The organism is Noviherbaspirillum saxi, assembly GCF_003591035.1.
Lineage (GTDB): Bacteria > Pseudomonadota > Gammaproteobacteria > Burkholderiales > Burkholderiaceae_D > Noviherbaspirillum > Noviherbaspirillum saxi.
Genome location: NZ_QYUO01000001.1, coordinates 356,492 through 380,945, shown reverse-complemented (window position 1 = coordinate 380,945; position 24,454 = coordinate 356,492). Strand labels below are relative to the sequence as shown.

Sequence of the window (24,454 nt, the reverse complement as noted above, 5' to 3'; positions counted from 1 at the left end):
TGCCAGACGAAAAAATCCATCGATTTCATTTGTCACGTTACAGGTCAGGATTGGTATAACGCACGCATTCCCGTGCGCGCATTCGGGAGGACAGGCACATGGGTTCTATCGTTACCCCCATCAGCGCCAGGCCGCGCATCGTGATGGTGCTGCAGGGCGGCGGCGCGCTTGGCGCCTATCAGGCAGGCGTCTATCAAGCCTTGCATGAACACGGACTGTCGCCGGACTGGGTGGTCGGAACCTCGATCGGCGCGATCAATGCCGCCCTGATCGCGGGTAACGAACGCGCCAACCGGCTTGTGCGTGTCAAACAGTTCTGGGACGAGGTCGCACAGCGCGACCTGTTCGACATGCAGCGCGTGCCCGATTCGGTGCGCCGCTTCAACATCATGCTGACGACCTGGTGCGCGATGACGCAAGGCGTGCCCGGTTTCTATTCACCGCGCTGGTTCAATCCTTTTGCCGCAGGCTGGCCGGTCGCGCCGGACCATGCCAGCTATTTCAAAACGCAGCCGCTGGAAGACACGCTTGCGCGTCTGGTCGATCTCGATTGTCTCAACAGTCCGCGCGGCATACGCATGACTGTCAGCGCGATCCGGGTGAGTTGCGGCCAGCTCGACAACTTCGACACCGCAAAGCAGACTGTCGGCATCCGGCATGTGATGGCCAGCGGCGCGCTGCCGCCGGGGTTTCCGCCGGTACGCATCGATGGCGAGTTGTACTGGGATGGCGGACTGTATTCCAACACGCCGCTGGAGATGGTGCTTGCCGACGAACCGCGCGTCGATACCGTGTGCTTCATGGTCGATCTGTGGAGCGCGGACGGGCCCGAACCGACAACGCTGGAACAGGTGCAGACACGGCAAAAGGATGTGATGTTTGCATCGCGTTCGCAGCGCCATATCGATGCCTATCTGCGCGGCCACCGCCTGCGCCGCACCGTGCGCATGCTGCGCGCCCTCCTGCCGGATGGCGCGCTCAGTCCGGAGCAGCAGCGCGAAGTCGATACGGTAGGCACCGAGTCGACCATCCATATCGTGCGGCTGGCGTATGCGGGACGCGACTGGCAGATGGCATCCAAGGACATCAATTTTTCACGCGGATCGATTGAATGGCGCTGGGACCAGGGCTACCAGGATGCATTGCGCGGAATCGAGCACGGCGCTTGGCGCGTGGGTGCGCCTGAAGGTGCCGGTGTGCTGGTACATGAAGTTGGGCCTTCGGGAATTCGCGATCGAAGCATGCCTGGCTAGGCCTGCATGTCGCGGTCCCAGTCCGGTGTATTACCGAAACGCTCCACCAGATAATCGACGAAAGTGCGTACCTTGGCCGACAAATGACGCCGGCTTGGGTAGACCGCATAGATAGGCAATGGCGCCATGTCGTAACCGGCCAGCACCGGTACCAGTTTCTTGCTGCGCAGCGCGTCGCCGACGATGAACGAGGGTTGCAGCACGATCCCCATGCCGGCGATCGCCGCTTCGCGCAACAGGTCACCGTTATTGGCGTCGACCGGTCCCTTGACACGCACCGCATGGCTTTTTCCTCCGCGCTGGAAATGCCACTCGCCGCGCGTCGCATGGTAGGTGTAGCTGAGGCAGGCGTGCCTCGCCAGATCTTCCGGCACGCGCGGCATGCCATGCTTCTTCAGATAGGCTGGCGCCGCGCACGCGATGCTGCGCGCGCTGGCGAACTGGCGGGCGACCAGTGCCGAATCGCGGATGCGGCTGATCCGTATCGCAAGATCGAAACCTTCTTCGACCAGATCCACCGTCCGGTCCGACAGCGTGATATCGAGCGCCACATCCGAATAGCGTTCGTGATAGTCGGCCAGCATGGGCCCGAGGTGATTAACTGCGAACGATACCGGCGCACTGATGCGCAAGGTCCCGCCCGGCTTGACTGCGCTGCTGCCGGCCGCCAGTGTCGCATCGTCAAGATCCTGCAATAGCTGGCGGCAGCGTTCGAGGTAGTTGCTGCCGGTTTCGGTCAGGCTGAGGCGGCGCGTGGTGCGGTTGAAAAGCCGCGCATTCAGATAGGCCTCAAGCTCGGCGATATGCCGGGTCACCGACGGGTTCGACATGTCCAGCGCGCGTGCCGCACCGGACAAACTTCCCGCCTCGGCAACCTTGGCAAATACCTTCATAGCCTGAAACAGATCCATGATCCCACCATATTTACGGATTTCGGAACAATCATTTTCTCACTATCGTATTTTTCAGTAAATCGGAAAGGATTACAGTGCTGGAAATGCCACAAGCCGAACCGAACCGAACGGTACCGGCGGCGGCCACCTGAACCTCTACCCATAAAGGACCTATCATGAATCAGCAACACTTCTCCGGCTACGCAGCGGCTTTCCTTCGCATTTCTCTCGGCGCCGTCCTGCTTGCGCATGGACTGTTGAAAGTTTTCGTCTTCACGCTGCCCGGCACCGTCGGCTTTTTTGCCAGCCAGGGCTTTCCGGGATGGATGGCTTACCCGGTCATCGCAGTGGAAATCCTCGCTGGCGCTGCCATGATTGTTGGCTTGCACAGCCGTGTTGCCGCCATCGTTTCTCTGCCAGTACTCGTCGGCGCACTTTTCGTGCATATTGGAAATGGCTGGCTATTCACCGCGCAGAATGGTGGCTGGGAATATCCCGCGTTCCTGGTAGTGACCTCAGCGGTGGTTGCACTGCTTGGCGATGGCGCCTTTGCGCTCGCGAACCTAAGCCTGCCGCGCACGTCACACAAATTGCGTACCGCCTGAACCAGCGATTGAGCGGTCCCGCTACCTGACGGGGCCCGCAAAAGGATAATCATGAACAGTTCACGTTCCACCCACATGCCTGCCATTTTCTTCGGTCATGGCAGTCCGATGAATGCGCTCGACGACAATGCTTATACCCAGGCATGGACACGCCTCGGACAATCGATTCCAAAGCCGAAGGCGATACTGGCGATTTCCGCCCACTGGTACACCGAAGGCACGGCCATCACAGCGATGGAGCGTCCGCCGACGATTCATGACTTTGGCGGGTTTCCACAGGCTTTGTTCGATATCCGCTATCCGGCGCCGGGCGATCCGGCTCTCGCAAGGCGGGTACAAGCCTTGCTCGATCCGGTGCCGGTCCAACTCGATCATGCATGGGGGCTGGATCATGGCACCTGGTCGGTACTGGTCAAGGCCTATCCGCAGGCCGACGTGCCAGTCGTGCAGCTCAGCATCGATGCAACCCGGCCCAATGACTTTCATTTTGAACTGGGTCGGCAGCTGTCCGCGCTGCGCGATGAAGGTGTGCTGCTGATTGCCAGCGGCGACGTGGTGCATAACCTGCGCGCAATGCGGCGTGGGGCGACCGGTTCCTATGACTGGGCCGAACGTTTCAACCAGCAAGTCCGTGACGCATTGCTGCAAGGCGACAATGCGAAGCTGGTCGATTACGCGAGCTGGGGCAGCGATGCGATGCTCTCGGTTCCGACGCCGGAGCATTTTCTGCCGCTGCTCTATATCGCAGGCGCACGACGTGATGACGAAGCGGTAAGCATTGCGGTCGACGGTATCGAGCTCGGTTCGATCAGCATGCTGACGGCGGTCGTTGGCGCGACTGTCTGAACTCAGCGCGGAGCGGTGCATCTAATCCTGCACGGCCGTTGCGGCTGTATAACACCATCTCACCGTGGTGCAAGAGCAACCAGCGCGTCGCAGGCATGCGATGCGATTCGACGACAGCGACCTCATGATCTTCGACCTGCATTCCCGTCCGATACCGCCCGCATCAGCGCGCGGCGGCATCGTTCGCAGGCGGCGCCGCCCGCGTATTGAAGGGACGCTCACATGACTGCAAGCGAGGATGCGCCGGCGGGCAGCCACCTCATCCTGATCGTCGATGCCCAGCCTGCCGAACTCGCGCCACTGGTACATTTGCTGGAACAACGCGGTGATCGCGTCGTGGTGCTTGAGAATGGAGAACAGGCGCTGCAATACGTGCAGCATGTCTTACCCGATCTCGTTTTGCTGAATGTCATGATGCCAGGCATGGATGGCCCGACAACCTGCCGCCACCTGAAGGAACAAGAGGACTTGCGCGAGGTTCCAGTCATCTTCATGACGGCGTCGGATGACAATGCCCAGACGCTGGCCTGCTTTGCTGCGGGCGGTGTCGACTACGTGACCAAACCTTTCCGGATCGATGAAGTACTGGCGCGCATGCATACGCATCTGGCGTTGCGCTGGACGCAATGCCGCCTTGCCGAACAAAACGAGATGCTGCAGCGTGAAGTCGCGTTGCGCGAGGAAATCGAATCCTATCTGCAATACGCGTATGAACTGCTGGAAGAAAGAGTCGCGCATCGCACCGAAGAACTTGCGCAGGCCAATGCCCAATTGACCGCCGAAATCGATGAACGCCGCCGCGTAGAACATTCGCTGCGCCGCAGCGAATTGCGCATGCGCCGTTTGATCGATGCCAACATCATCGGAATTTATTTTTGGGAAGCCGATGGCCGCATTGTCGAAGCCAACGATGCTTTCTTGCGCATGATCGGCTATACCCAGCAAGACGTGCTGGCCGGACAGGTACGCTGGGATCAGCTGACTCCGGCGGAATACCAGATGGAGACCGAGCGCGGAATCAAGGAACTGGTCGAAACCGGATGCTTTACGCCTTATGAAAAAGAATATATGCGCAAGGATGGCAGCCGGGTGCCGATCCTGATCGGCGGGGCGGTCATCAGCCAGCGTCAGAAAACCGGGGCTGCCTTCGTGCTCGATCTGAGCGAGCGCAAGCAGGCAGAAGATCGCATACGCTACATGGCCGACCACGATGCCCTGACCGGATTGCCGAATCGCGCACTATTGCGCGACCGGTTGCAGCAGGCGCTTGCCCATGCCGCCCGTACCCATACCAACGCCGCAGTACTATTCATCGATCTCGATTACTTCAAGCATATTAACGATTCGCTGGGCCATCAGGTCGGTGATGCATCGTTGCGTTTTGTCGCCGACCGTCTGCTGCATTGCGTGCGCGAAGGCGACAGTGTGGCGCGCCTGGGAGGCGATGAATTCGTTTTGGCGCTGCCGCTCGTCGGCGGCGCCAGCGATGTCGCGATGGTCGCGCAAAAAGTGCTCGATGCGCTGGATGCGCCGTTTCATTGCAGCACGCACGAGTTGCATGTGGCCGGCAGTATCGGCATCAGCATGTATCCGGATGATGGCCGGGATGTCGATACGCTGATGCGCGCCGCCGACACCGCCATGTACTACGCGAAGGAAAAGGGACGCCGCAATTTTCAGTTTTTTACACAGAGCCTCAACAAGGCGGCGCAGAGACGTCATCAGCTGACGATGGCCTTGCGCCATGCATTGACACGCGGCGAACTGATGCTGTATTACCAGCCGCAAGTGACGCTGGAAAGCGGCGCGATTTTTTCGGCGGAAGCCTTGTTGCGCTGGAAACAGGATGACGAACCGCCGGTGCCTTGTCATGAGTTCATCACGATTGCCGAAGAGACCGGCCTGATCCTGCCGATCGGCGAATGGGTATTGCGCCAGGCTTGCGAACAACTCAAGCGCTGGCGCGAAAGCGGTTATACCGACCTCACGATTGCAGTCAATCTGTCGCCGCGCCAGTTCTTCCAGCCCAACTTTCAAAACATGATCGTCGATGTACTGAATGAAACCGGCATTCCGGCCGACCGCCTCGATCTGGAAATTACCGAAGGCACGCTGATGCATCGCACCGAAGACAATGTCGAAACCCTGACCCAGCTGTCGCACATGGGCATCAAGCTATCGATCGACGATTTCGGCACCGGTTATTCCAGCCTGGCCTACCTGCAGCGCTTTCCGGTCAACGCGCTCAAGATCGACCGCTCTTTCGTCAGCGGCATAGGTCAGGATTCAAGCGATACCGCGCTGGTCGCCGCGATCATTTCCATGGCGAACAGCCTGCATTTGCAGGTTTTAGCCGAAGGCGTGGAAACGCTGGAGCAAATCGATTTCCTGCAAAGTCATGGCTGCCCGTCGGCACAGGGGTATTACTACAGTAAACCGGTATCGGCCGACGCCTTCACCGAACTGCTGCAACGACAGGGCTGGCAAACGTTGGAGGCCTGATCGAGCCATCGTTGTCGCGCCCGGGCTCAAATCATCTGGTCCATATCGACCGATGGACATGCCGCATCATCGTGATGCCTGACCACGCGCGCCGGCACACCGGCGACCGTGCAATGCGGCGGCACCGGACGCAGCACGACGCTGCCGGCCGCCACCTTGCTCATGGTCCCGACTTCGATATTGCCCAACACCTTGGCGCCGGCACCTATCATCACGCCGCTGCGGATCTTCGGATGACGGTCGCCATGCTCCTTGCCGGTACCGCCCAGGGTGACGTTCTGCAGGATAGAGACATTGTCTTCGATGACAGTGGTTTCACCGATCACGATGCCGGTGCCATGGTCGAACATCACGCCGCTGCCGATGCGCGCGGCCGGATGGATATCGAGCGCGAACACCAGCGATGCCTGGCTGCTCAGCGCGTGCCCCAGTGCGCTACGCTGCTGCTGCCATAGCGCATGCGCGATGCGGTAAGTCTGCAATGCCTGAAAGCCTTTCAGGTTCAGCATGACATGCAGGTAACCGCCGCAAGCCGGGTCACGGCTTCTTACCGCGAACAGATCAGCGACGACATGCGCGTTCAGGTGCTCATCGAGCAGGCCTGCAAACAAGGCTTTCAGCGCGCCCTCTCCCATGTCGGCACTGGCGAGCCGGCGCGCCAGCGTAGCGGCCATCGCATTCGGCAAATCCGGCTGCGCCAGCACCAGTGACTGCAGCCGCGGCCGCAGAAATGATTCGCGCCGTGCGATGTCCTCTGCCTCCGTACGCATGTCTTCCCATACAACGGCAGCGTCCGGCTGTAACGGCAATGCTGCGCTTTCGATGCCGGTTGGAAACGGCACGACAAGCTGCGGTGATCTGCTGGCCAAGCTGTTCATGAAAAATCCTTTGCAATTTTCCTGCCGCGCGAGCGGACGGAAAAACAAAATGGCCGCAAGTCTTGCAACTTTGCGGCCATGGGTAATCGACGAAAAACGCGAACGTCAGCGTGTCGGCAGCCCCTCAGGCCGACCGCGACAACATCCAATCATGTGGTTGGAAACGTGCTGCTTGTTCATGTGTCAAAAAAATAATATCGATATGCGAAATCTGTGCAGACATTAAAACATAATTTTATTTTTCCCGTACAGGGCAGCGAAATGGACGAAGGTATGCGTCTTGCATACCTTTCGTGCATTGGTTTTTTGAATTCCGCTTTGGCATTTCATCATGGAGATACAACGTATTGGCTTGATTTCGGATACGCATGGCTTGCTGCGGCCGGAGGCACGCCTGGCGCTGTCGGGCGTTAGCCGCATCATCCACGCCGGCGATATCTGCAATGCCGGGGTCCTGCAGCAACTGGAAGAAATTGCACCCGTGGTCGCGGTACGGGGCAACAACGACCACGGAGAATGGGCAAACCACCTGCAGGACAAGGAAGTGATCGACATCGATGGCGTGACCGTCTACGTGGTGCACGACCTGCACGACATGGATGTCGATCCGGTATCGGCAGGCATCAAGGTGGTGGTATCGGGACATTCGCACCGGCCGGCGGTGCGCCGGGACAAGGGCGTGTTGTACGTGAATCCCGGCAGCGCCGGCCCGCGTCGCTTTCGCCTGCCGATCTCGATAGCGTTTCTGGAAATTGCCGACGGCGTGGCAAAGGCGGAGTTGCAGATGCTCGAAGTCGATTGATGCGAGGTAGTCAGCGCCGGCTTCTGCGGGTCGCGCCGCAGATGGTATTCGCGATCAATACAGCAATTCCCCCGCATGCCCGCCGCCGCGCACGTCGGTATTGCCCGCGATGCTGAGCGCCACCGCTTCGGCGACCTTGATGCCGTCGACCGCGGCCGACAGGATGCCGCCGGCATAACCCGCACCTTCGCCGGCGGGAAACAGGCCGACCGTGTTCATGCTCTGGAAATTTTCCTGCCGCCTGACGCGTACCGGTGACGACGTGCGGGTTTCCACGCCGGTCAGCACCGCATCGCGCATCGCATAACCCTTGATCTGCCGGTCGAACGCCGGCAGCGCTTCGCGGATCGCTTCGATCGCATAATCGGGCAATGAAGGCGACAGGTCGGTCAGATGCACGCCGGGCTTGTACGAAGGCTGCACCGAACCGAGCGCGCTGGACGGGATACCGGCGATGAAGTCGCCGACCAGCTGGCCGGGTGCATCGTAGTTGCGTCCGCCCAGCACATAGGCCCGCGATTCAAGTTCACGTTGAAAATCAATGCCCGCCAGTGGGTGGCCCGGGCCGCGATCGGTCGGATAGTCGTCGGGCGTGATGCCGACGACGATGCCGCTATTGGCGTTGCGCTCATTGCGCGAATACTGGCTCATGCCATTGGTGACCACGCGCTCCGGCTCCGACGTGGCGGCGACCACCGTGCCGCCGGGGCACATGCAAAAGCTGTACACCGAGCGGCCGTTTTTCGCGTGATGCACCAGCTTGTAGTCGGCCGCTCCGAGCAGCGGGTGGCCGGCGAATTTGCCAAAGCGGGCGCGGTCGATCAGCGATTGCGGATGTTCGGCGCGGAAGCCGATCGAAAACGGTTTGGCTTCGACATAGACACCCCGGTCGTACAGCATCTGGAAGGTATCGCGCGCACTGTGTCCGACAGCCAGCACCACATGGTCGGCCGCGATGCGTTCGCCGCTTTCCAGAACGACGCCGCGCATTTTTCCGTGGTCGATATCGAAATCGGTAACCTTGGTCTCGAACCGGAATTCGCCGCCCAGCGAGGTAATCGTCTCGCGCATCGCCTCGACCATCTTCACCAGGCGGAAGGTACCGATATGCGGTTTGCTGACAAACAGGATCTCTTCCGGCGCATGCGCTTTCACGAATTCGGTCAAGACCTTGCGGCTGTAATGCTTGGGATCCTTGATCTGGCTATGCAGTTTACCGTCGGAAAACGTTCCCGCGCCACCCTCGCCGAATTGCACATTCGACTCCGGATGCAGTTCACGCTTGCGCCACAGGCCCCAGGTATCCTTGGTCCGTTCGCGCACCACCTTGCCGCGCTCAAGAATGATGGGGCGAAATCCCATTTGCGCCAGGATCAGCGCGGCAAAGATGCCGCACGGCCCGAAACCGATCACGACCGGGCGCAGCGGCAGTTGCGCGGGCGCGTTCGTGACGAATTTATAACTGGTATCCGGACTGATGGCGATATTGGGTATGCCCTGCACCCGGGCCAGCACCAGCGCTTCATCGCGTACGCTGGCATCGATGGTGTAGACCAGGTTGATCGCGCTGCGCTTGCGGGCATCGTAGCCACGACGAAAAACGGTGTACCCGAGCAGATCCTCGGCCGGGATCTGCAGGCGCGCGAGTATGGCAGCGCTGAGGTCGGCTTCGGGATGGTCGAGCGGAAGTTGTACATTGGTGAGTCGCAGCATGCGGGCAATCCGGAAAGTTCTATGCGGACCGGCTTTCGCGACGTCGTGGCGGCTTGGCGCGGTCGTGGCCGGCACGGGAGGGGATGGCATCGGCAGGCCGGTATCTTATACCAATCCTGGCCCAACAGGTGACGGGGCCGGCATCCTGCGGCATGCAATGGGTAGTCGGTTCACTGGCGCCCGCCCTGGCAAACGGGCAGGCGCCGAGCTGAGTGCTTACTTAAGCGCTGCGATACTGGTCGCGCAGGCTTTTCACCTTGTCGTGGTTTTGCAGCACGCCTTGGTACTGGCGCTCGACCATTGCGCGTACTTCGACCGGCAGATTTTTTTCCAGTGCGCTGCGATAGCTGGCAGCGGCGACGTCTTCGCCACGCTCGCATTCCTGCAGCACGGCCTTGTCATCCTTGCCAGTCACCATCGCCTTGATATCGAGCCATCGGCGGTGAATCGCGCCGCCCAGGCCGCCACTGGTTTCCGGGTCGCCGCCATAGGACCGCACGGCATTTTGCAATTCCACCGCGGCTGCGGCGCAGCTTTGCGCGCGAGTGGAGAAAAATGCCTTGAGCGTCGGATCCTTGGCATCTTCCGCGCAGGCGCGAAAACCTTCTTCGCCATCCTTGCTGGTTTCGATCAGGTTGTTCAGTGTAGTGATCACATCATCGTTATCCATGTTGGCTCCATGAGGGTTGGTGGAAATTCGGGCAATTCATGAAATACTGCAAGCCGTCCGGCAGAACCGGTCGACCGCATCACCGCTACGATTCCAGCGCAGCAACGCCAAGCATGCGACATACTTTTTATGGCGTTGCATGAAAAATCTCCTTGGTAACGTAATGGCATGCGCCATCGAACTACATCGCTTGATGTGGACGACATGCAGGCAATGTGCGTGCCAGTCGTTTTCGCGACGATTCAAGGATTGAAAAACGCTGAAATGGCGTTTAAATGCGGATATCTCTGGCAGAGGCTACAGAGGAGCGGAAAAAATTACAGATGTATAAGTTTGTTGAGGCGACAGCTCGGCTGAACAGGAAGAGAGACGGCTGGCAAGAAGGCCGGCGCTTTTTCTCCTGACAACTTGCATTGAATCGAGGAATTACGCGTACAGGTGTATTGGAAGTAAACAAAAAAATGCCAAGGCTTTCGCCTTGGCATCAAGTCTTGCCGGTTTCCCGGCAAGCGCCCATGAAAAGAGACGCGACGGAGCATGACCGCCCTGGATGCAAAGCAAGCCAACACGGCCGGGCCGCAACGGGCGCCGCAGCGTCTTGCGACGCTCCCCTTTTTCTGCGGCGCCCTGCGAGCCCCTCCCTCTTAACTACCGCGTTGCCTCTTCTCGCATTTGCATTCGATGATGTCGAGCACGGCTCCTTCGGGATTGACCGTTTCAAGAATCACGTCGAATCCCCACAAGCGTGCGACATGCTTCAACACCTCATTCGTCTGATTGTTCAGCGGCCGGCGCTGATACTGGTTATGGCGCAAGGTCAGCGAACGATGGCCATGCGTGTCGACCGACCACACCTGGATGTTCGGCTCGCGGTTGCCCAGGTTGTACTGGCCCGCAAGCTGTTCGCGCAGATAGCGATAACCGGCATCGTCATGGATCGCGGAAATCGCCAGCTTGTCCTTCTTGTCGTCGTCCAACACTGAAAAGAAATGGAAGTCGCGGATCACCTTGGGCGACAGATACTGCGCGATGAAGCTTTCATCCTTGAAGTTGCGCATCGCGAAGTCGAGCGTCTTCTTCCAGTCGCTGCCGGCAATATCGGGAAACCATTGACGATCTTCGTCAGTCGGGTTTTCACAGATACGGCGAATGTCCTGCATCATCGCAAAGCCCAGTGCGTACGGATTGATCCCATTGAAATACTTGCTGGTGATCGGCGGCTGGTACACGACATTGGTATGGCTTTGCAGGAACTCCATCATGAAGCCATTGCCGACCACGCCTTCGTCATACAGCTGGTTCAGGATCGTGTAATGCCAGAACGTCGCCCAACCCTCATTCATCACCTGGGTCTGGCGCTGCGGATAGAAGTATTGCGAAATCTTGCGTACGATGCGCACGATCTCGCGCTGCCATGGCTCCAGCAGCGGCGCCGATTTCTCGATGAAGTACAGCAGGTTTTCCTGCGGTTCGGCGGGAAAGCGCGACGGTCCGGCTTCCTGCACCACCTCGGCCTTGCGCGGCACCGTGCGCCACAAGTCGTTGACCTGCGACTGCAGATAACGCTCGCGATCTTCCTGGCGCTCGCGCTCTTCGGCCATCGACAGCTTGGCCGGACGCTTGTAACGATCCACGCCATAGTTTTGCAGGGCATGGCAAGAGTCGAGCAAGAGTTCGACCGCTTCGATGCCATAGCGCTGCTCGCAGTCGGCGATGTAATTCTTCGCGAACACCATGTAGTCGATGATCGCTTCGGCATCGGTCCAGGTGCGGAACAGATAGTTATTCTTGAAGAAGGAGTTGTGGCCGTACGAGGCATGCGCGATCACCAGCGCCTGCATCATCAGGCTGTTCTCTTCCATCAGGTAGGCGATGCAGGGATTGGAGTTGATCACGATTTCATAGGCCAGGCCCATGTGACCGCGCTTGTAACTCTTTTCCGTCGCCAGGAACTGCTTGCCGTAAGACCAGTGCGCATACGACACCGGCATGCCGACCGAGGCATACGCATCCATCATCTGCTCGGCGGTGATGATCTCGAGCTGGTTCGGATAAGTTTCCAGGCCAAAGCCTTCGGCCACGCGGCGGATTTCCTGATGGATGTTTTCGATCAGCTCGAAAGTCCATTCGGATTGCTCGGGCAGGCGGAACGGCTTGCCGGCCTTTTTGCGAGCGGGCTTGGCGGCCGTCTTCCTTGCGGGTTTCTTGATCGCTGTCGTCGTCATTTCGGTTGTTTCTTGAACAGTTCACGGAAAACCGGATAGATGTCGGCCGGTGACTCGATTTTCTGCATCGCGAAGTGCGGACATGCATCGGGGATCTGCGTGTACTCATGCCACAGGTTTTGCGGCTCGCCATCGGTGATTTCGACGTAGGCGTAGTACTGCACCATCGGCATGATCTTGTTGATCAGCAGTTCGCGGCAGGTGACGGAATCGTTGTCCCAGTTGTCGCCGTCCGACGCCTGCGCGACGTAGACATTCCAGTCGCTGCTGGCGTAGCGCTCCTGGATCACCTTGTCGAGCAAGTACAGCGCGGAAGACACGACGGTGCCGCCCGATTCGCGTGAATTGAAAAACTCGTCTTCGGTGACTTCGGTCGCCTGCGTATGGTGACGGATGAAGACGACCTCGATCTTTTCATACGCGCGCTCGAGGAACAGATAGAGCAGGATGAAGAAGCGTTTTGCCGCATCCTTCTTGGCCTGATCCATCGATCCCGACACGTCCATCACACAAAACATCACGGCCTGGCTCGAGGGCTTGGGTACCTTGATGCGGTTGCTGTAACGCAGATCGATCGGGTCGAGAAACGGGATCGCATGCAGCCTGGTGCGCAGGTGATGGATTTCCTTGCGCAGCGCCAGGATGCGATGATCGTCTTCGAATGCGGTCCGCATCAGGACTTCAAGTTCTTCTTCGGCTTCCTTCAGGCGCTTGCGCGACTTGGAACCGACGGCGATGCGTCGTCCCAGCGCGCCGCGCAGCGAGCGCAGCACATGGATGTTGGACGGCGTACCGGACACGGTATAACCGGCGCGCTGCTGCTTGAACTCGGTGATCGATTTGAGCTGGGTCTTGACCAGGTTCGGCAGTTCGAGGTCTTCGAAGAAGTAATTCATGAACTCTTCGCGCGTCAGCTCGAAAGCGAAATCGTCTTCGCTGGTTTCCTCGCTATTGCCAGCCTTGCCCTTGCCGGAACCGCTGCCGCTTTTCGGCCGCTGGATCTGGTCGCCCTTCTGGTATTCCTTGTTACCCGGCCGCACGACTTCCCAGACGCCGCCATGTGCATGGCCGAAGTTGGGTTCGTTGATATCCTTGACGGGGATCGAGACTTTTTCGCCGTGCTCGATATCCTTGATCGAGCGGCCTTTGATTGCGCGTGCAACGGCGTCCTTGATCTGGCCCTTGTAACGCCTGAGAAAGCGTTCGCGATTGCCAGCGGACTTGTTCTTACCCTGCAAGCGCCGGTCGATGAGGTAAGCCAAAATGCCTCCTGAAACAGTATGGGCGTTTGTTATTCCCCTCTCCCGCGAGCGGGAAAGGGGTTTCGCTCCATCCTACCGGTCCCTTCCCCCTCTCAGGGGGAGGGCTAGGGTGGGGGTAGTGAGGTCGAATCAACAACGGCTTTCGCACAACCTCCCTACCCCCATCCCGCCCTTCCCCCTGAGAGGGGGAAGGAGTCCGTGCGGAGCGGGTATTACATCACGACGATTTGCGTACGCGCAGGTACCATTCGCACAGCAGGCGAACCTGCTTCGCGGTGTAACCCTTGGCGACCATGCGGGCAACGAACTCCTGATGCTTGTTCGCATCGTCGGCGCTGGCCTTGGCGTTGAACGAGATCACCGGCAGCAGTTCCTCGGTATTCGAGAACATCTTCTTCTCGATCACGGTACGCAGCTTTTCATAGCTGGTCCATGCCGGGTTCTTGCCGTTGTTCTGCGCGCGGGCACGCAACACGAAATTGACGATCTCGTTGCGGAAGTCTTTCGGGTTCGAAATCCCTGCCGGCTTCTCGATCTTTTCCAGTTCGTTGTTGAGCGAATCGCGGTCGAAGCTTTCGCCGGTATCCGGATCGCGGAATTCCTGGTCCTGGATCCAGAAGTCAGCGAACGTCACATAACGGTCGAAGATGTTCTGGCCATACTCGGAATAGCTTTCCAGGTAGGCGGTCTGGATTTCCTTGCCGATGAATTCGACGTAACGCTGCGCCAAGTATTCCTTGATATAGGACATGTAGCGCTGTTCGAGTTCGGGCGCAAACTGTTCGCGCTCGATCTGCTGTTCCAGCACATACAGCAGGTGCACCGGATTGGCCGCGACTTCGGTATTGTCGAAGTTGAAGACCTTGGACAGGATCTTGTACGCGAAGCGGGTCGACAGACCGTTCATGCCTTCATCGACGCCGGCGTAATCGGTGTACTCCTGGCGCGACTTCGCCTTCGGATCGGTATCCTTCAGGTTTTCGCCGTCATATACCTGCATCTTGCTGAAGATGCTGGAATTTTCCGGGTCCTTCACTCGCGACAGCACCGCAAACTGCGCCATCATCTTCAGGGTGCCGGGTGCGCACGGCGCTTTCGACAGCGACGAATTCTGGATCAGCTTGTCGTAAATCTTGATCTCTTCCGACACGCGCAGGCAGTACGGAACCTTCACGATATAGATACGATCGAGGAACGCTTCATTGTTCTTGTTGTTGCGGAATGCCTTCCACTCCGACTCGTTCGAGTGTGCGAGCACCACGCCGTCGAACGGGATCGCGCCGAAGCCTTCGGTCCCCTTGTAGTTGCCTTCCTGCGTTGCGGTCAGCAACGGGTGCAGCACCTTAATCGGGGCCTTGAACATTTCGACGAATTCCATCAAGCCCTGGTTCGACAGGCACAGACCGCCGGAGTAGCTGTACGCATCCGGATCATCCTGCGAATAGTCTTCGAGCTTGCGGATATCGACCTTGCCGACCAGCGAGGAGATGTCCTGATTGTTTTCATCGCCCGGTTCGGTCTTGGAGATCGCGACCTGTTTCAGGATCGATGGATAACGCTTGACCACGCGGAACTGGTTGATGTCGCCATTGAACTCGTGCAGGCGCTTGACCGCCCACGGACTGGGAATGGTTTTCAGGTAACGGCGCGGGATGCCGTAGTCTTCTTCGAGAATGTCGCCGTCTTCGATTTCATTGAACAGGCCGAGCGGCGATTCGTTGACGGGCGATCCCTTGATCGCATAGAACGGGACTTGCTCCATCAGCGATTTGAGCTTTTCTGCGATCGAGGATTTGCCGCCGCCGACGGGGCCGAGCAGGTACAGCACCTGCTTGCGCTCTTCGAGGCCTTGCGCGGCATGACGGAAGTAAGACACCACCTGCTCGATCACTTCTTCCGTGCCGTAGAACTCACGGAACGCCGGATAGATCTTGATAACCTTGTTGGCGAAGATACGCGACAGGCGCGAATCATGGCGCGTGTCGATCATCTCAGGTTCGCCGATCGCCTCGAGCATGCGCTCGGCAGCGGTGGCGAAGGCGAGTCGATCGCGCTTGCACAGTTCCAGATATTCCTGCAGGGAGTATTCCTCTTCCCGAGTCCGCTCATACCGTGCTGCGTAGTTGTCAAAGATTTTCATGGGGGTCCTTTGATGTAATTGCCGGTCGTTTGTGGGTCGGATTCAAGACTGAATTTCCACTCCGCAATTTCATACTACGCCCGATTTTCTCTGGTCGCTAGGAAATTTTCGGCTTTTTTTCATAGAGAGAGAATGTTAAAAAATAGGCTTAATAAATGCTCTTTTCAAAGAGCTATTTATGGCGTATTTTTTTAGTTTTACGATTCGATTGCGTAAAACTTTTTTGCGCATAAGCTGTCGTGCGCAACGCATTTTGTGAATCACCATGCAATAGCGCTGCAGCATAAACGCCACAGCCTAAAAAACATTCGTCCGTTTTTTTTCGCGGCGATTGCTGCGCTTAGTTTTCAATCGCGAAAACTAAAATGAAAAGACATTGCAATTCGTCGGATTGCGGTCTGCGATGGTGCAATGACATCATGCCGCGGGGCAGATAAAAAGCCTTCGCCATTGCGGCGAATCCGCATTTCATCAATCCGTGTTCAATTCTTTGCTATCGCGTCGATAGGCTTTCAATGCAAAGCGCGCGGGATCGACCGCATCGAGCAATGATTGTTCGATCGGCAGCGGCTCACCTTCCAGCGAAGCGACCAGCAACTCCGCCGCAAATGGCGCCCAGATCAAACCACGCGACGCATAGCCGAGCAAACCGTACAGTCCGGGCAGGCGCGGCACATCGCGCAAGCGGGTGCCGGCAATCGCCGCCGAGGGATCGGGCAAGGCGCCAATCAACGGCAGGCGATCCGGCGCTACGCTGCGAAAGCCGACGCGGCCGGCCGCTTGCACAGCATGCTCATCGGGAATGTGCGCTTGCGGCAAAAGCTGCGTCAGCCGTTGCAGGTTTTCCGCATGGCTGCTCGCGCGCAAGGATTTGTCGACGTCGAAGTCATACGATGCGCCAACCGGACAGATGCCCTGCACTACTGGCGTGACATAGCCCTCGCCGCAAATCACGATGGAGGGCGCTGTCATGGTTGCCGGCGGCAGATGCGTGACCTGTCCGCGTATCGCTTGCAGTGGCAATGCCTGCGTCTGCGGCAGCAGGCTGGCGCCGGCACCGCTGGCGATCACCACGACCGGTGCCTGCGCGATTGCTGCGCCGCTCTCATTACAGGCGACCCAGTCGTAACCGATGCGCTGCAGCGATGTCACCGTTTGTCCGAACCGCGTATTCAGGCGGGTGTCGCAAGCGGCAAGCAAGGCATCGCACAGGCTGGCTGGCGTCACCCATCCGCCGTGCGGAAAGAACCAGCCGCCATGCGATGCGACATTGCCGGTGTGCCCGGCCACCCATGACGGATCGGCCCAGCGCGCATAATCTTCAGGAAAACCGCTATCGGCCAATGTCGCCTGCTGCAGTAGCGCCTGGCGCGCATCGGCTGCCAGTTGCAATACGCCGCATGCAGCGCCATCGAATGCGCGACCGGCGCCGCCGAGCCGGCCCCACAAATGCAAGGTGAACAGATAGGCGGCGCGCGCCAGGCGCGATGCAAGATTGTCATCGCGCGATAGCAGCGGCATGACGATGCCGGCCAAATTGCCGGAGGCTTCCTGCGCCGGCGCGGCGTGTCGCTCGATCAGCGTGACTTGCCAGCCGCGCGCGGCCAGACGTTCGCAGGCCGCACTGCCAGCGATGCCGGCGCCGATCACCAGCGCCCGCCTAGACACCGGCTCCGCCCGTGCCGGTTGCGGCCAGCGCGGTGCAAAGCGCGCCGCCAGCATTTCCGGCTTGCGGCCAAAGCCGGGCACGCGTTCACAAACGAAGCCGGCTTGCGTCAAAGCCGCACGCACCGCGCTGGCGATGCTGTAGGTCGCCAGCGTGGCATCCGGCGCGGCCAGCCGGTTCAGGCGGGTGAGTATCGCCGGCGCCCACATGTCCGGGTTCTTGCTCGGCGCAAAACCATCCAGATAAAACGCATCGGCGGCCGCATGGATCTCGGGCAGGCAATCGGCGATATCGCCGAACACCAGGGTCAGCACGACGCGTCCTTCATCCAGCAACAGGCGGTGAAAGCCGGGCACTAACGGTGGCCAGCAGGCGCGCAACGCATGCGCGACCTCGGCCAGCTCAGGCCATAAGCCGTGGATGGTATGCAGGTCGGCCGCGCTGAACGGATGCTTTTCGATCGCGATGTAATGCAGTTGCTCCGGGCGCGAAGGATCGGCACGCCATGCATGCCAGGTGGCCAGGAAGTTCAGGCCGAGCCCGAAGCCGGTCTCAAGGATGACGAAGCGGGGCCGATGAGCCCAGCGTTGCGGCAGTCGATTGCCGCCGATATAGACATGACGTGCCTGCGCCAGCCCGCCATCGGCCGAATGGTAGACATCGCCGAAGCTTTCCGAATACGGAATGCCATCGGCAAAGGACAAGGTAGCAGGAACGAGACGGCGGCCGGGCATGATGGCGATCAGACAAAAGAGCATTCATTTTAACGGCGCAGGTCGTGCCGCTCAAAAAAGCGGCTGCGACCGCATGCACAAAAAGCAATCATTGTTTACACTGCGTGCTTTCGCAATCGAATTCCCTGTGACAGGCTTTGATCTTCCCATGACCCGCTCCAGCACCACCGTTCCGACCGACAAACCGTTCTACGCCGTCAGGCATTCGAAAATCCATGGCAACGGCGTCTTCGCGACGCGCAAGATCCCGCAAGGGACCTGCATCATCGAATACCAGGGGCAGCGCATCAGCTGGAAGGAAGCGGTGCGCCGCGAAAACGACAAGCCGGCCGACTGCTTCCACACCTTCTTTTTCAGCCTGGATAGCGGCAAGATCATCGATGGCGGCGACCAGGGCAACGATTCGCGCTGGATCAATCATTCCTGCGAACCGAATTGCGAGGCGCAGGAAGACGATGGCAAAGTGTTCATCTATGCGCTGCGCGATATTGCACGCGGGGAAGAGCTGTACTACGACTACGGGCTGATCATGGAAGAGCGGCACACGGCGGCGCTCAAGCGCGCCTATTGCTGCCTGTGCGGCACGCCGAGCTGCCGCGGCACCCTGCTGGCGCCGAAGCGAAAGAAAAAGCAGGCGGCCTGACCGCCTGCCGATTCAATCGAAATACTTCAACCCCGCCACCCCGCATAGAATCAGCAGCACGCAGGCGATCCTGGGCACCGATACCGATTCGCCGAGCAGCACCATGCCCAGCACGGCGGTTCCCACCGTGCCTATGCCGGTCCAGACCGCATATGAAGTGCCGGCCGGCAGGGTCTTCATCGCGATACCGAGCAAGACCACGCTCAGCACCATGGAGACAAGCGTGCCGACCGACGGCCACAGCTTGGTGAAACCTTCCGTGTATTTCAGGCCGACGGCCCAGCCGATTTCCATCAAACCGGCGATCAAAAGTAGCGTCCAGGACATATTCCACCTACCTAGTTAGTGTGTATGTGGTCGTCCACGATAAATAAAACGGGAAGCGGGGTCGTCCCCGCTGCGGGAAACAGCGTAGTGTATGCGGCAGCAATATCCGCATGGATTGCCGCCGATTGGCAGCAGGATTCTAGTATACCCGATCCTTCAAATCGCGACTTGGGCGCGATTACGACCGGCGCGCTTGGCTTCGAACAGCGCGGCATCGGCACGATTGATGGTATCGGATGCGTTTTCGCCGGCCCGGCGCTCGGCAATGCCGAAACTGGCCGATAGGACGAGCTGGGTATCGCCCACCCGCAGGTCGAGTCCAGCAATCGTGCTGCGCACGCGTTCGATCACCATCGCGGCGTCGGCGGCGCCGACTTCCGGCATGATCACCATGAATTCCTCACCGCCCCAGCGGCCGCAGATATCGTAATCGCGCACGCTGGACTGGATCACCTGCGCGATTTCGATCAGCGCGCGATCGCCGGCTTCGTGGCCGTGCGCATCGTTGACCGCCTTGAAACGATCGACATCGAGCAGCGCCACGGTCATCGGCCGCGACATGCGTTCCATGCGCGCGGCCTCGGCCTTGACCCTGTCCATCAGCATGCGCCGGTTGCCGATTCCAGTGAGTGCGTCGCGCGTCGATGCATCCTTCAGCGCCTCGTTGAGGTCACGCATCATCGACTGGTAGCGATCCGAAATGCGCGCGATCTTTTCCAGCTGGCGCAACTGCTTACGGTAGCGGTCGGTCAGCGAGATCTTTTCTTCCTGGCTGACGCTCTGGTAGCGGTCGGAGATGCGCGTAACGCGGTCGATCTGGTGCAGCAGGCTGCGGAACTCCGCATACAGATCGTCGAGCGGAATCCGCAGCGGATTTTCGCTGTGTGCCGGATCGGCGAGCAGCTCTTCGATCCGCGGCGCGACATGCTTGTCGTCGCGCACGATCAAGAAACCTGGCTGGTGATATGGAAAGGAAAGCTGCAGTCTTCCTTGAACTCTTCCGCCAGCTCGGCCACTCGTTCGTTCTGTTCGTCGTAATACCAGTTGACCGCCACCGGGCGCTCCGCGCGATGCGCCTCTTCCAGCAGATCGAAGATATCCATCATCGCCTTGACGCTGCTGGTGTTGAGGTACAGCAGATGCAGGTTCAATGTGAGTTTGCCCGAGGTGTCGCGCAGGTAGTCTTCGATCCAGCGCATGACCGGTGAAAACAGTTCGAACGAGTTTTCCGGGTAAGAATCGCCGCGCATCTCGACCGTGCCGGCCGCTGCATCGGCAATGATGGCCGGCGTCGATGGCGTGATGCCAATATTCAGGTTATCCATTTATTTATCCTTCCAGATTACATCACGACACGAATACTGAAGAACGCACGGCCGTCATCCAGGGTCTGCAGCGAACAGGCCAGCGGTTCGCTCGCCTTGCGCGCCAGGTCGATCAAGCCCAGTCCGGCGCCGCTGGCGCTTCCTTCGGAACGGGGCTTGCGCAATTGCTCCTTGTATTGCGCCTTGAGCGCCGCCTTGTCCAGCGCACCGAGCGCATTGACGCGCGCGGCGAGGGAGTTGCCGTCGGTGCTGTCGACGATATTGCCGGCCGAAACCACGTAGCGGCCTTCGGCATCGCGCGCAATCACCACTGTCGCCGACGCATCGGCATCACTCCATCCCCGGCTCGATGCGTAGTGACGTATGTTTTGCGTCATTTCGATATACGCGCCGAACACATCCATGGACGACGAAGCGGTCGCATGTTCGCGTTCCATGTAATTGCGCAGCGCATGTCCGATTTCCTCGATCAGGCTCTTGGTCAGCGGCCCGTTAAAGCACAGCATGATGCGCTGCTGGTTATACGTTTGCTGCAGCGAGAAAAGATCGATCTGCATGGTTTCTCCCTTCGTTATTCCGCTTCGCGCTCAGGCAAACCGAAAGCATATTATCGTTATGTCATCGCGCTGCTGGTGGCTTCCCTGGTAAGCAGCCAGTGTAGAAGCAAATGCGTCGCCCTGCTCGGATAGCGGCCGGTTCGCATGCTGGCGCAGCATGTCGACAAAACGGACATTGCCAAAACCGAAACCTTTTTCGCCGCCGGCCTGATCGAGGAAGCCATCGGTCGTCAGGTAAAAGGTCCGCGCCGGCAGCAGATCCAGCGTCTCGTTGCCATACTGCCCAGGCTGTCGATCGCCCAGCGAGCGACGTGCGCCCTTGACGGTTTCGACGGTCTGGCCGTCGCTCCAATAAAGGGCGATCTTGGCGCCGGCAAAGGTAAGGCGGCGCGTGCCGAAGTCGATATGCACGAGACCGGCATCCATCATGGTGGCAATGTCACGCTGGTGTCCGCCGGCATGCAGCATCGCGCGCATCGCATGATCGGTGCGCGCCAGAATGCCGGCTGGATCGGCGGCGCCGGCTTCATCGATCGCCTGATCGATGGCCGCGCGCGCCAGCATGGTCATGAACGCGCCGGGCACGCCATGGCCGGCGCAATCGACCACGCCGAGCAGGCAACCGTTATCCACCTTTCGATACACGTAAAAATCGCCGCCCACCACATCGCGCGGCCGCCACAATACGACATGATTGTCGCCCAGCGCACCGGCGAGTTCACGGTCGGGCAGAATGGCGCGCTGGATCAGGCTCGCATACGAAATCGAATCGCTGATCTTCTTGTGCGCGACGCTCATTTCCCGGTTGGCGTCGACCAGCGCACGGGTGCGTTCGCGCACCATGTCTTCCAGTTCGCCGGTGTGGTGACGGACCTTGCCGGCCATCGCACCGAAGGCAGCGGTCAGTTCTCCGATTTCATCGTTGCGTGCCGGCGGCAATGCGAGCGAATAATTCCCGGCGGCCATCTCGCGCGCCGACTGGGTCAGCCTGACCAGCGGCGACAGCATCAGGCGGTTCAGCGCGAATACGAATCCAGCCATCACGGCGGCAAGCAGGATGACAACCGCAGCCGCAATCCAGATGAGCAGATTCTCATCGAGGACTTCGGCCGCATCCAGGTCGACGGCGGTCAGCACATGCCATTTCAATTCCGGGATGAAGGCCACGGCCAGCATCTGCTTCTTGCCATGCAGGCTGGCCTCGAACAGTTCTGCTTCGCCGGGGCGGCGTGCGGCAGCCTCCAGCGCGGTCCGCGCAACCTCGGCATCCCCGGCGCCGGAGAGCAGTCCAAACAGCGATTTGTCGCTGGCGGCGGTACTGGTGGCGGAATTGAAGGCGATATGGCGACTGTCGGGATGCGCCTGCACCGCGCCGTTGACATCGACGATCAGCGGCGTCACCCCGGGTTCCTTGGTGCCGATGAAATCGCGCACGAAGTCGGACAGATCCAACCCGGTGCCGCTCAAGCCGATCTTGCGCTCGCCATCGCGCACCAACACATTGAACCAGATCTTGGTTACCTCAAGCTTGACGTCCGGATCGACGTTGATATTGAACACCGCATCGGTTTTCATGGTGTTGAAGAACCATGCGTCGGTCGGATCGCTGGCCTCGGCGGTATAGCGCGGAGCCGTGGTCTGCGGCGACTTCGCGTCGCCGAAATAATAGTGATTCGACAAGGCCGAGACAATGAAATAAGACTTGTTGGAAAAGTCCTGGCGGAAGCTTTCCGCCTCATGCAGCGCCCGCGCTTTTTTCTCGGGATCGTTTTCGTCGAGCAGCCACAGGCGGATCGCTTCGGAACGCCCCAGGCGCAGCGACAAGGCAAGTTCCCGCGTCACGGGCGCGAGAATGCGCTCGCGGTTGAGCAGGGTGAAGTTACGGGTAAATGCAGTTCCGAGATGGGAACGCACCGACGCGACGGCCTGCCAACCGGCCACGCTTGCCATCAGCAATACGAATACACAGGTAGCGAGCAGCGCAAGAACGGATTTTCCGCGAAGTCCGAACACGCGTGCCATCTCTTCTCCAGCAAAAATGATGAATAATGGAAATTTTGACAGCCATTCTGCTGCTCTGCAATGAAAAAGGCCTGCGGGCTTCCTGCGATGGTGATCAGCAGGCGCAGGCTTGGCGGATTGCTAACGAAATGATGCAGCAGCTTTACGCAACTCGACGAAGATTGCTTAGCTATGTGGCAAGCACACCGAACTGCCAGCCAAAAAACACGCAAAGAGCAACGACAATCGTCAGCAATTGACGGCGTGTTCCTGCACACACCAGCACTGCGGCAATCGCGGCGACCAGTTGCGGATTGCGCCATGTCAGTTCCAGTCCTTCGCCATGCGGCGCCAGGATCATCGGGACGATGATCGCCGTCAGCACGGTGACCGGTACAAAGCCGAGTGCCTGTTGCAGCAACGGTGGGAACACTATCCGTCCGCCCAGCACGAAGATCGTCGCCTTGATAGCGACGGTGATCGCCGCCATGCCGAGTATCATCCAGGTCGCATTCATGCCGGCTCCTTGTTGTCGGCGATTGCCTCCGATCTTGCCTGCCAGCGCGACAGCATCATTCCCACGGCGACGCCGGTCAATACTGCCGACATCAGGCCCAGTTTGTAGGGAAGATCGCGCAGCAGATAGGCAAAGCTGCCGGCCGCCACAGCGGCACAGAAATGCGGAAGCCGCGTCAGTTGCGGCACCACGATCGCAATAAAGGTTGCCACCATGGCGAAATCGAGTCCCAGCGACTGCAGTTGCGGGAACACCGCGCCGAACAGGAGACCGACCACGGTCCAGGTCTGCCAGTTGACGTACATCGACATGCAGGAACCGAGAAAATACCAATGCCCAAGCGGAGCATTCGGGTGCTGCCGGTAATAGCCGTTCATGACCGCAAAGGTTTCATCGGTCATGAAAAAACCGAGCGCCCAGCGCCACCGCGCCGGCAGATGCGCAACGTACGGCAACAGGGTCGCTGCATACAACATGTGACGCAGGTTGACAATGAAGGTGGTCAGCCAGATGACCAGCATGCCGGTATGGCTGGCCACCAGCCCGACCGCAATGAATTGGCTGGAACCGGCATACACGCTGAGCGACATCAGCTGTCCCTGCCATGCGGCAAGCGGGCCGGCGGTGACAAGGGTGCCGAAAATAATGCCGAACGGCGCGGCGCCGACCAGCATCGGCAAGGTATCGCGCGCGCCGGCGGCAAAGCTGGACAGGCGGGTAGGATGCGACATGAAAATTCCTTTCAGCCGCGGATATTAGTACGAATGGAAACGACGCGCTTGTACATTCTTGCGCAGCGTCGCATGGCAGCGCGATGATTGCCCGACGCATGCTCGCTTGTTAGTTTTACTAACAGGTCATGTCAATAAATGTCGTTAGCGGTTTGGCATATCGC

21 protein-coding genes are annotated in these 24,454 nt (G+C 59.3%); 6 read left to right on the top strand and 15 right to left on the bottom strand.

Features of this window, described 5'->3' with window-relative positions; translation table 11 throughout:
* Positions 1–98: 98 nt before the first annotated feature.
* Positions 99–1,253: a patatin-like phospholipase family protein gene (locus tag D3871_RS01900; protein ID WP_119767372.1), complete on the top strand. Its 1,155-nt coding sequence runs from the start codon at positions 99–101 to the stop codon at positions 1,251–1,253.
* Here the strand turns inward: D3871_RS01900 and D3871_RS01895 are convergent.
* Entirely contained in the window at positions 1,250–2,164 is a 915-nt protein-coding gene (locus D3871_RS01895; RefSeq protein WP_119767371.1) for a LysR family transcriptional regulator, read from the bottom strand. The genes D3871_RS01900 and D3871_RS01895 overlap by 4 nt on opposite strands.
* Positions 2,165–2,322: 158 nt before the next feature.
* Between D3871_RS01895 and D3871_RS01890 the strand changes: the two genes are divergently transcribed.
* From D3871_RS01890 to D3871_RS01880, 3 genes are all read left to right on the top strand, one after another.
* On the top strand, positions 2,323–2,751 hold the full coding sequence (locus D3871_RS01890; RefSeq protein ID WP_119767370.1) for a DoxX family protein: 429 nt from the start codon (positions 2,323–2,325) through the stop codon (positions 2,749–2,751).
* Between the two features lie 51 nt (positions 2,752–2,802).
* Positions 2,803–3,597, top strand: a complete 795-nt coding sequence (ygiD, locus tag D3871_RS01885; RefSeq protein WP_119767369.1) for a 4,5-DOPA-extradiol-dioxygenase — start codon at positions 2,803–2,805, stop codon at positions 3,595–3,597.
* Between the two features lie 222 nt (positions 3,598–3,819).
* A complete protein-coding gene (locus tag D3871_RS01880) occupies positions 3,820–6,099 on the top strand; it encodes a GGDEF/EAL domain-containing response regulator (protein WP_119767368.1) in 2,280 nt (759 codons plus the stop codon).
* Between the two features lie 26 nt (positions 6,100–6,125).
* Here the strand turns inward: D3871_RS01880 and cysE are convergent, their stop codons facing one another.
* Positions 6,126–6,977, bottom strand: coding sequence for a serine O-acetyltransferase (gene cysE, locus D3871_RS01875; RefSeq protein ID WP_119769821.1), 852 nt, complete (start codon positions 6,975–6,977; stop codon positions 6,126–6,128).
* Positions 6,978–7,308: 331 nt separating this feature from the next.
* Here cysE and D3871_RS01870 point away from each other — a divergent pair, with 331 nt between their 5' ends.
* Positions 7,309–7,779 (top strand): metallophosphoesterase family protein, encoded by a 471-nt coding sequence (locus D3871_RS01870; RefSeq protein ID WP_119767367.1) that lies wholly within the window; start codon positions 7,309–7,311, stop codon positions 7,777–7,779.
* A gap of 54 nt (positions 7,780–7,833) precedes the next feature.
* Here the strand turns inward: D3871_RS01870 and D3871_RS01865 are convergent, their stop codons facing one another.
* The 6 genes from D3871_RS01865 to mnmC form a co-directional block, all read right to left on the bottom strand.
* Positions 7,834–9,492: an NAD(P)/FAD-dependent oxidoreductase gene (locus D3871_RS01865; protein WP_119767366.1), complete on the bottom strand. Its 1,659-nt coding sequence runs from the start codon at positions 9,490–9,492 to the stop codon at positions 7,834–7,836.
* Positions 9,493–9,712: 220 nt separating this feature from the next.
* Entirely contained in the window at positions 9,713–10,162 is a 450-nt protein-coding gene (locus D3871_RS01860) for a PA2169 family four-helix-bundle protein (RefSeq protein ID WP_119767365.1), read from the bottom strand.
* A gap of 644 nt (positions 10,163–10,806) precedes the next feature.
* Positions 10,807–12,387: a SpoVR family protein gene (locus D3871_RS01855; RefSeq protein WP_119767364.1), complete on the bottom strand. Its 1,581-nt coding sequence runs from the start codon at positions 12,385–12,387 to the stop codon at positions 10,807–10,809.
* Positions 12,384–13,649, bottom strand: a complete 1,266-nt coding sequence (locus tag D3871_RS01850; protein ID WP_119767363.1) for a YeaH/YhbH family protein — start codon at positions 13,647–13,649, stop codon at positions 12,384–12,386. The genes D3871_RS01855 and D3871_RS01850 overlap by 4 nt, the downstream gene beginning before the upstream one ends.
* Before the next feature lie 217 nt (positions 13,650–13,866).
* Positions 13,867–15,789, bottom strand: a complete 1,923-nt coding sequence (locus D3871_RS01845; protein WP_119767362.1) for a PrkA family serine protein kinase — start codon at positions 15,787–15,789, stop codon at positions 13,867–13,869.
* A gap of 471 nt (positions 15,790–16,260) precedes the next feature.
* Entirely contained in the window at positions 16,261–18,189 is a 1,929-nt protein-coding gene (mnmC, locus tag D3871_RS01840) for a bifunctional tRNA (5-methylaminomethyl-2-thiouridine)(34)-methyltransferase MnmC2/FAD-dependent 5-carboxymethylaminomethyl-2-thiouridine(34) oxidoreductase MnmC1 (protein WP_119767361.1), read from the bottom strand.
* Positions 18,190–18,337: 148 nt separating this feature from the next.
* On the opposite strand from mnmC, the gene D3871_RS01835 reads away from it, so the two are divergent.
* Entirely contained in the window at positions 18,338–18,832 is a 495-nt protein-coding gene (locus D3871_RS01835; protein WP_119769820.1) for an SET domain-containing protein, read from the top strand.
* Between the two features lie 12 nt (positions 18,833–18,844).
* Here D3871_RS01835 and sugE read toward each other — a convergent pair whose 3' ends face one another.
* From sugE to D3871_RS01800, 7 genes are all read right to left on the bottom strand, one after another.
* Positions 18,845–19,159: a quaternary ammonium compound efflux SMR transporter SugE gene (gene sugE / locus D3871_RS01830; protein WP_119767360.1), complete on the bottom strand. Its 315-nt coding sequence runs from the start codon at positions 19,157–19,159 to the stop codon at positions 18,845–18,847.
* A gap of 156 nt (positions 19,160–19,315) precedes the next feature.
* Positions 19,316–20,101, bottom strand: a complete 786-nt coding sequence (gene siaD, locus D3871_RS01825; RefSeq protein WP_119769819.1) for a biofilm regulation diguanylate cyclase SiaD — start codon at positions 20,099–20,101, stop codon at positions 19,316–19,318.
* Between the two features lie 2 nt (positions 20,102–20,103).
* On the bottom strand, positions 20,104–20,484 hold the full coding sequence (siaC, locus tag D3871_RS01820; protein ID WP_119767359.1) for a biofilm regulation phosphoprotein SiaC: 381 nt from the start codon (positions 20,482–20,484) through the stop codon (positions 20,104–20,106).
* 17 nt (positions 20,485–20,501) lie between these two features.
* A complete protein-coding gene (gene siaB / locus D3871_RS01815; RefSeq protein ID WP_119767358.1) occupies positions 20,502–21,041 on the bottom strand; it encodes a biofilm regulation protein kinase SiaB in 540 nt (179 codons plus the stop codon).
* 30 nt (positions 21,042–21,071) lie between these two features.
* On the bottom strand, positions 21,072–23,063 hold the full coding sequence (siaA, locus tag D3871_RS01810; protein ID WP_119767357.1) for a biofilm regulation protein phosphatase SiaA: 1,992 nt from the start codon (positions 23,061–23,063) through the stop codon (positions 21,072–21,074).
* A 169-nt stretch (positions 23,064–23,232) separates the two neighbouring features.
* Positions 23,233–23,559, bottom strand: a complete 327-nt coding sequence (locus tag D3871_RS01805) for an AzlD domain-containing protein (RefSeq protein ID WP_119767356.1) — start codon at positions 23,557–23,559, stop codon at positions 23,233–23,235.
* A complete protein-coding gene (locus tag D3871_RS01800; RefSeq protein WP_119767355.1) occupies positions 23,556–24,290 on the bottom strand; it encodes an AzlC family ABC transporter permease in 735 nt (244 codons plus the stop codon). The genes D3871_RS01805 and D3871_RS01800 overlap by 4 nt, the downstream gene beginning before the upstream one ends.
* Positions 24,291–24,454: the final 164 nt, after the last annotated feature.

Coding starts and splice junctions, on each gene's coding strand:
- siaB (WP_119767358.1), bottom strand. CDS start 21,041: ATGCAGATCGATCTTTTCTCGCTGCAGCAAACGTATAACCAGCAGCGC.
- D3871_RS01855 (WP_119767364.1), bottom strand. CDS start 12,387: ATGACGACGACAGCGATCAAGAAACCCGCAAGGAAGACGGCCGCCAAG.
- D3871_RS01800 (WP_119767355.1), bottom strand. CDS start 24,290: ATGTCGCATCCTACCCGCCTGTCCAGCTTTGCCGCCGGCGCGCGCGAT.
- siaA (WP_119767357.1), bottom strand. CDS start 23,063: ATGGCACGCGTGTTCGGACTTCGCGGAAAATCCGTTCTTGCGCTGCTC.
- D3871_RS01805 (WP_119767356.1), bottom strand. CDS start 23,559: ATGAATGCGACCTGGATGATACTCGGCATGGCGGCGATCACCGTCGCT.
- D3871_RS01890 (WP_119767370.1), top strand. CDS start 2,323: ATGAATCAGCAACACTTCTCCGGCTACGCAGCGGCTTTCCTTCGCATT.
- D3871_RS01845 (WP_119767362.1), bottom strand. CDS start 15,789: ATGAAAATCTTTGACAACTACGCAGCACGGTATGAGCGGACTCGGGAA.
- mnmC (WP_119767361.1), bottom strand. CDS start 18,189: ATGCCCGGCCGCCGTCTCGTTCCTGCTACCTTGTCCTTTGCCGATGGC.
- ygiD (WP_119767369.1), top strand. CDS start 2,803: ATGAACAGTTCACGTTCCACCCACATGCCTGCCATTTTCTTCGGTCAT.
- D3871_RS01865 (WP_119767366.1), bottom strand. CDS start 9,492: ATGCTGCGACTCACCAATGTACAACTTCCGCTCGACCATCCCGAAGCC.
- siaC (WP_119767359.1), bottom strand. CDS start 20,484: ATGGATAACCTGAATATTGGCATCACGCCATCGACGCCGGCCATCATT.
- sugE (WP_119767360.1), bottom strand. CDS start 19,159: ATGTCCTGGACGCTACTTTTGATCGCCGGTTTGATGGAAATCGGCTGG.
- D3871_RS01870 (WP_119767367.1), top strand. CDS start 7,309: ATGGAGATACAACGTATTGGCTTGATTTCGGATACGCATGGCTTGCTG.
- D3871_RS01835 (WP_119769820.1), top strand. CDS start 18,338: ATGACCCGCTCCAGCACCACCGTTCCGACCGACAAACCGTTCTACGCC.
- cysE (WP_119769821.1), bottom strand. CDS start 6,977: ATGAACAGCTTGGCCAGCAGATCACCGCAGCTTGTCGTGCCGTTTCCA.
- D3871_RS01860 (WP_119767365.1), bottom strand. CDS start 10,162: ATGGATAACGATGATGTGATCACTACACTGAACAACCTGATCGAAACC.
- D3871_RS01880 (WP_119767368.1), top strand. CDS start 3,820: ATGACTGCAAGCGAGGATGCGCCGGCGGGCAGCCACCTCATCCTGATC.
- D3871_RS01895 (WP_119767371.1), bottom strand. CDS start 2,164: ATGGATCTGTTTCAGGCTATGAAGGTATTTGCCAAGGTTGCCGAGGCG.
- D3871_RS01900 (WP_119767372.1), top strand. CDS start 99: ATGGGTTCTATCGTTACCCCCATCAGCGCCAGGCCGCGCATCGTGATG.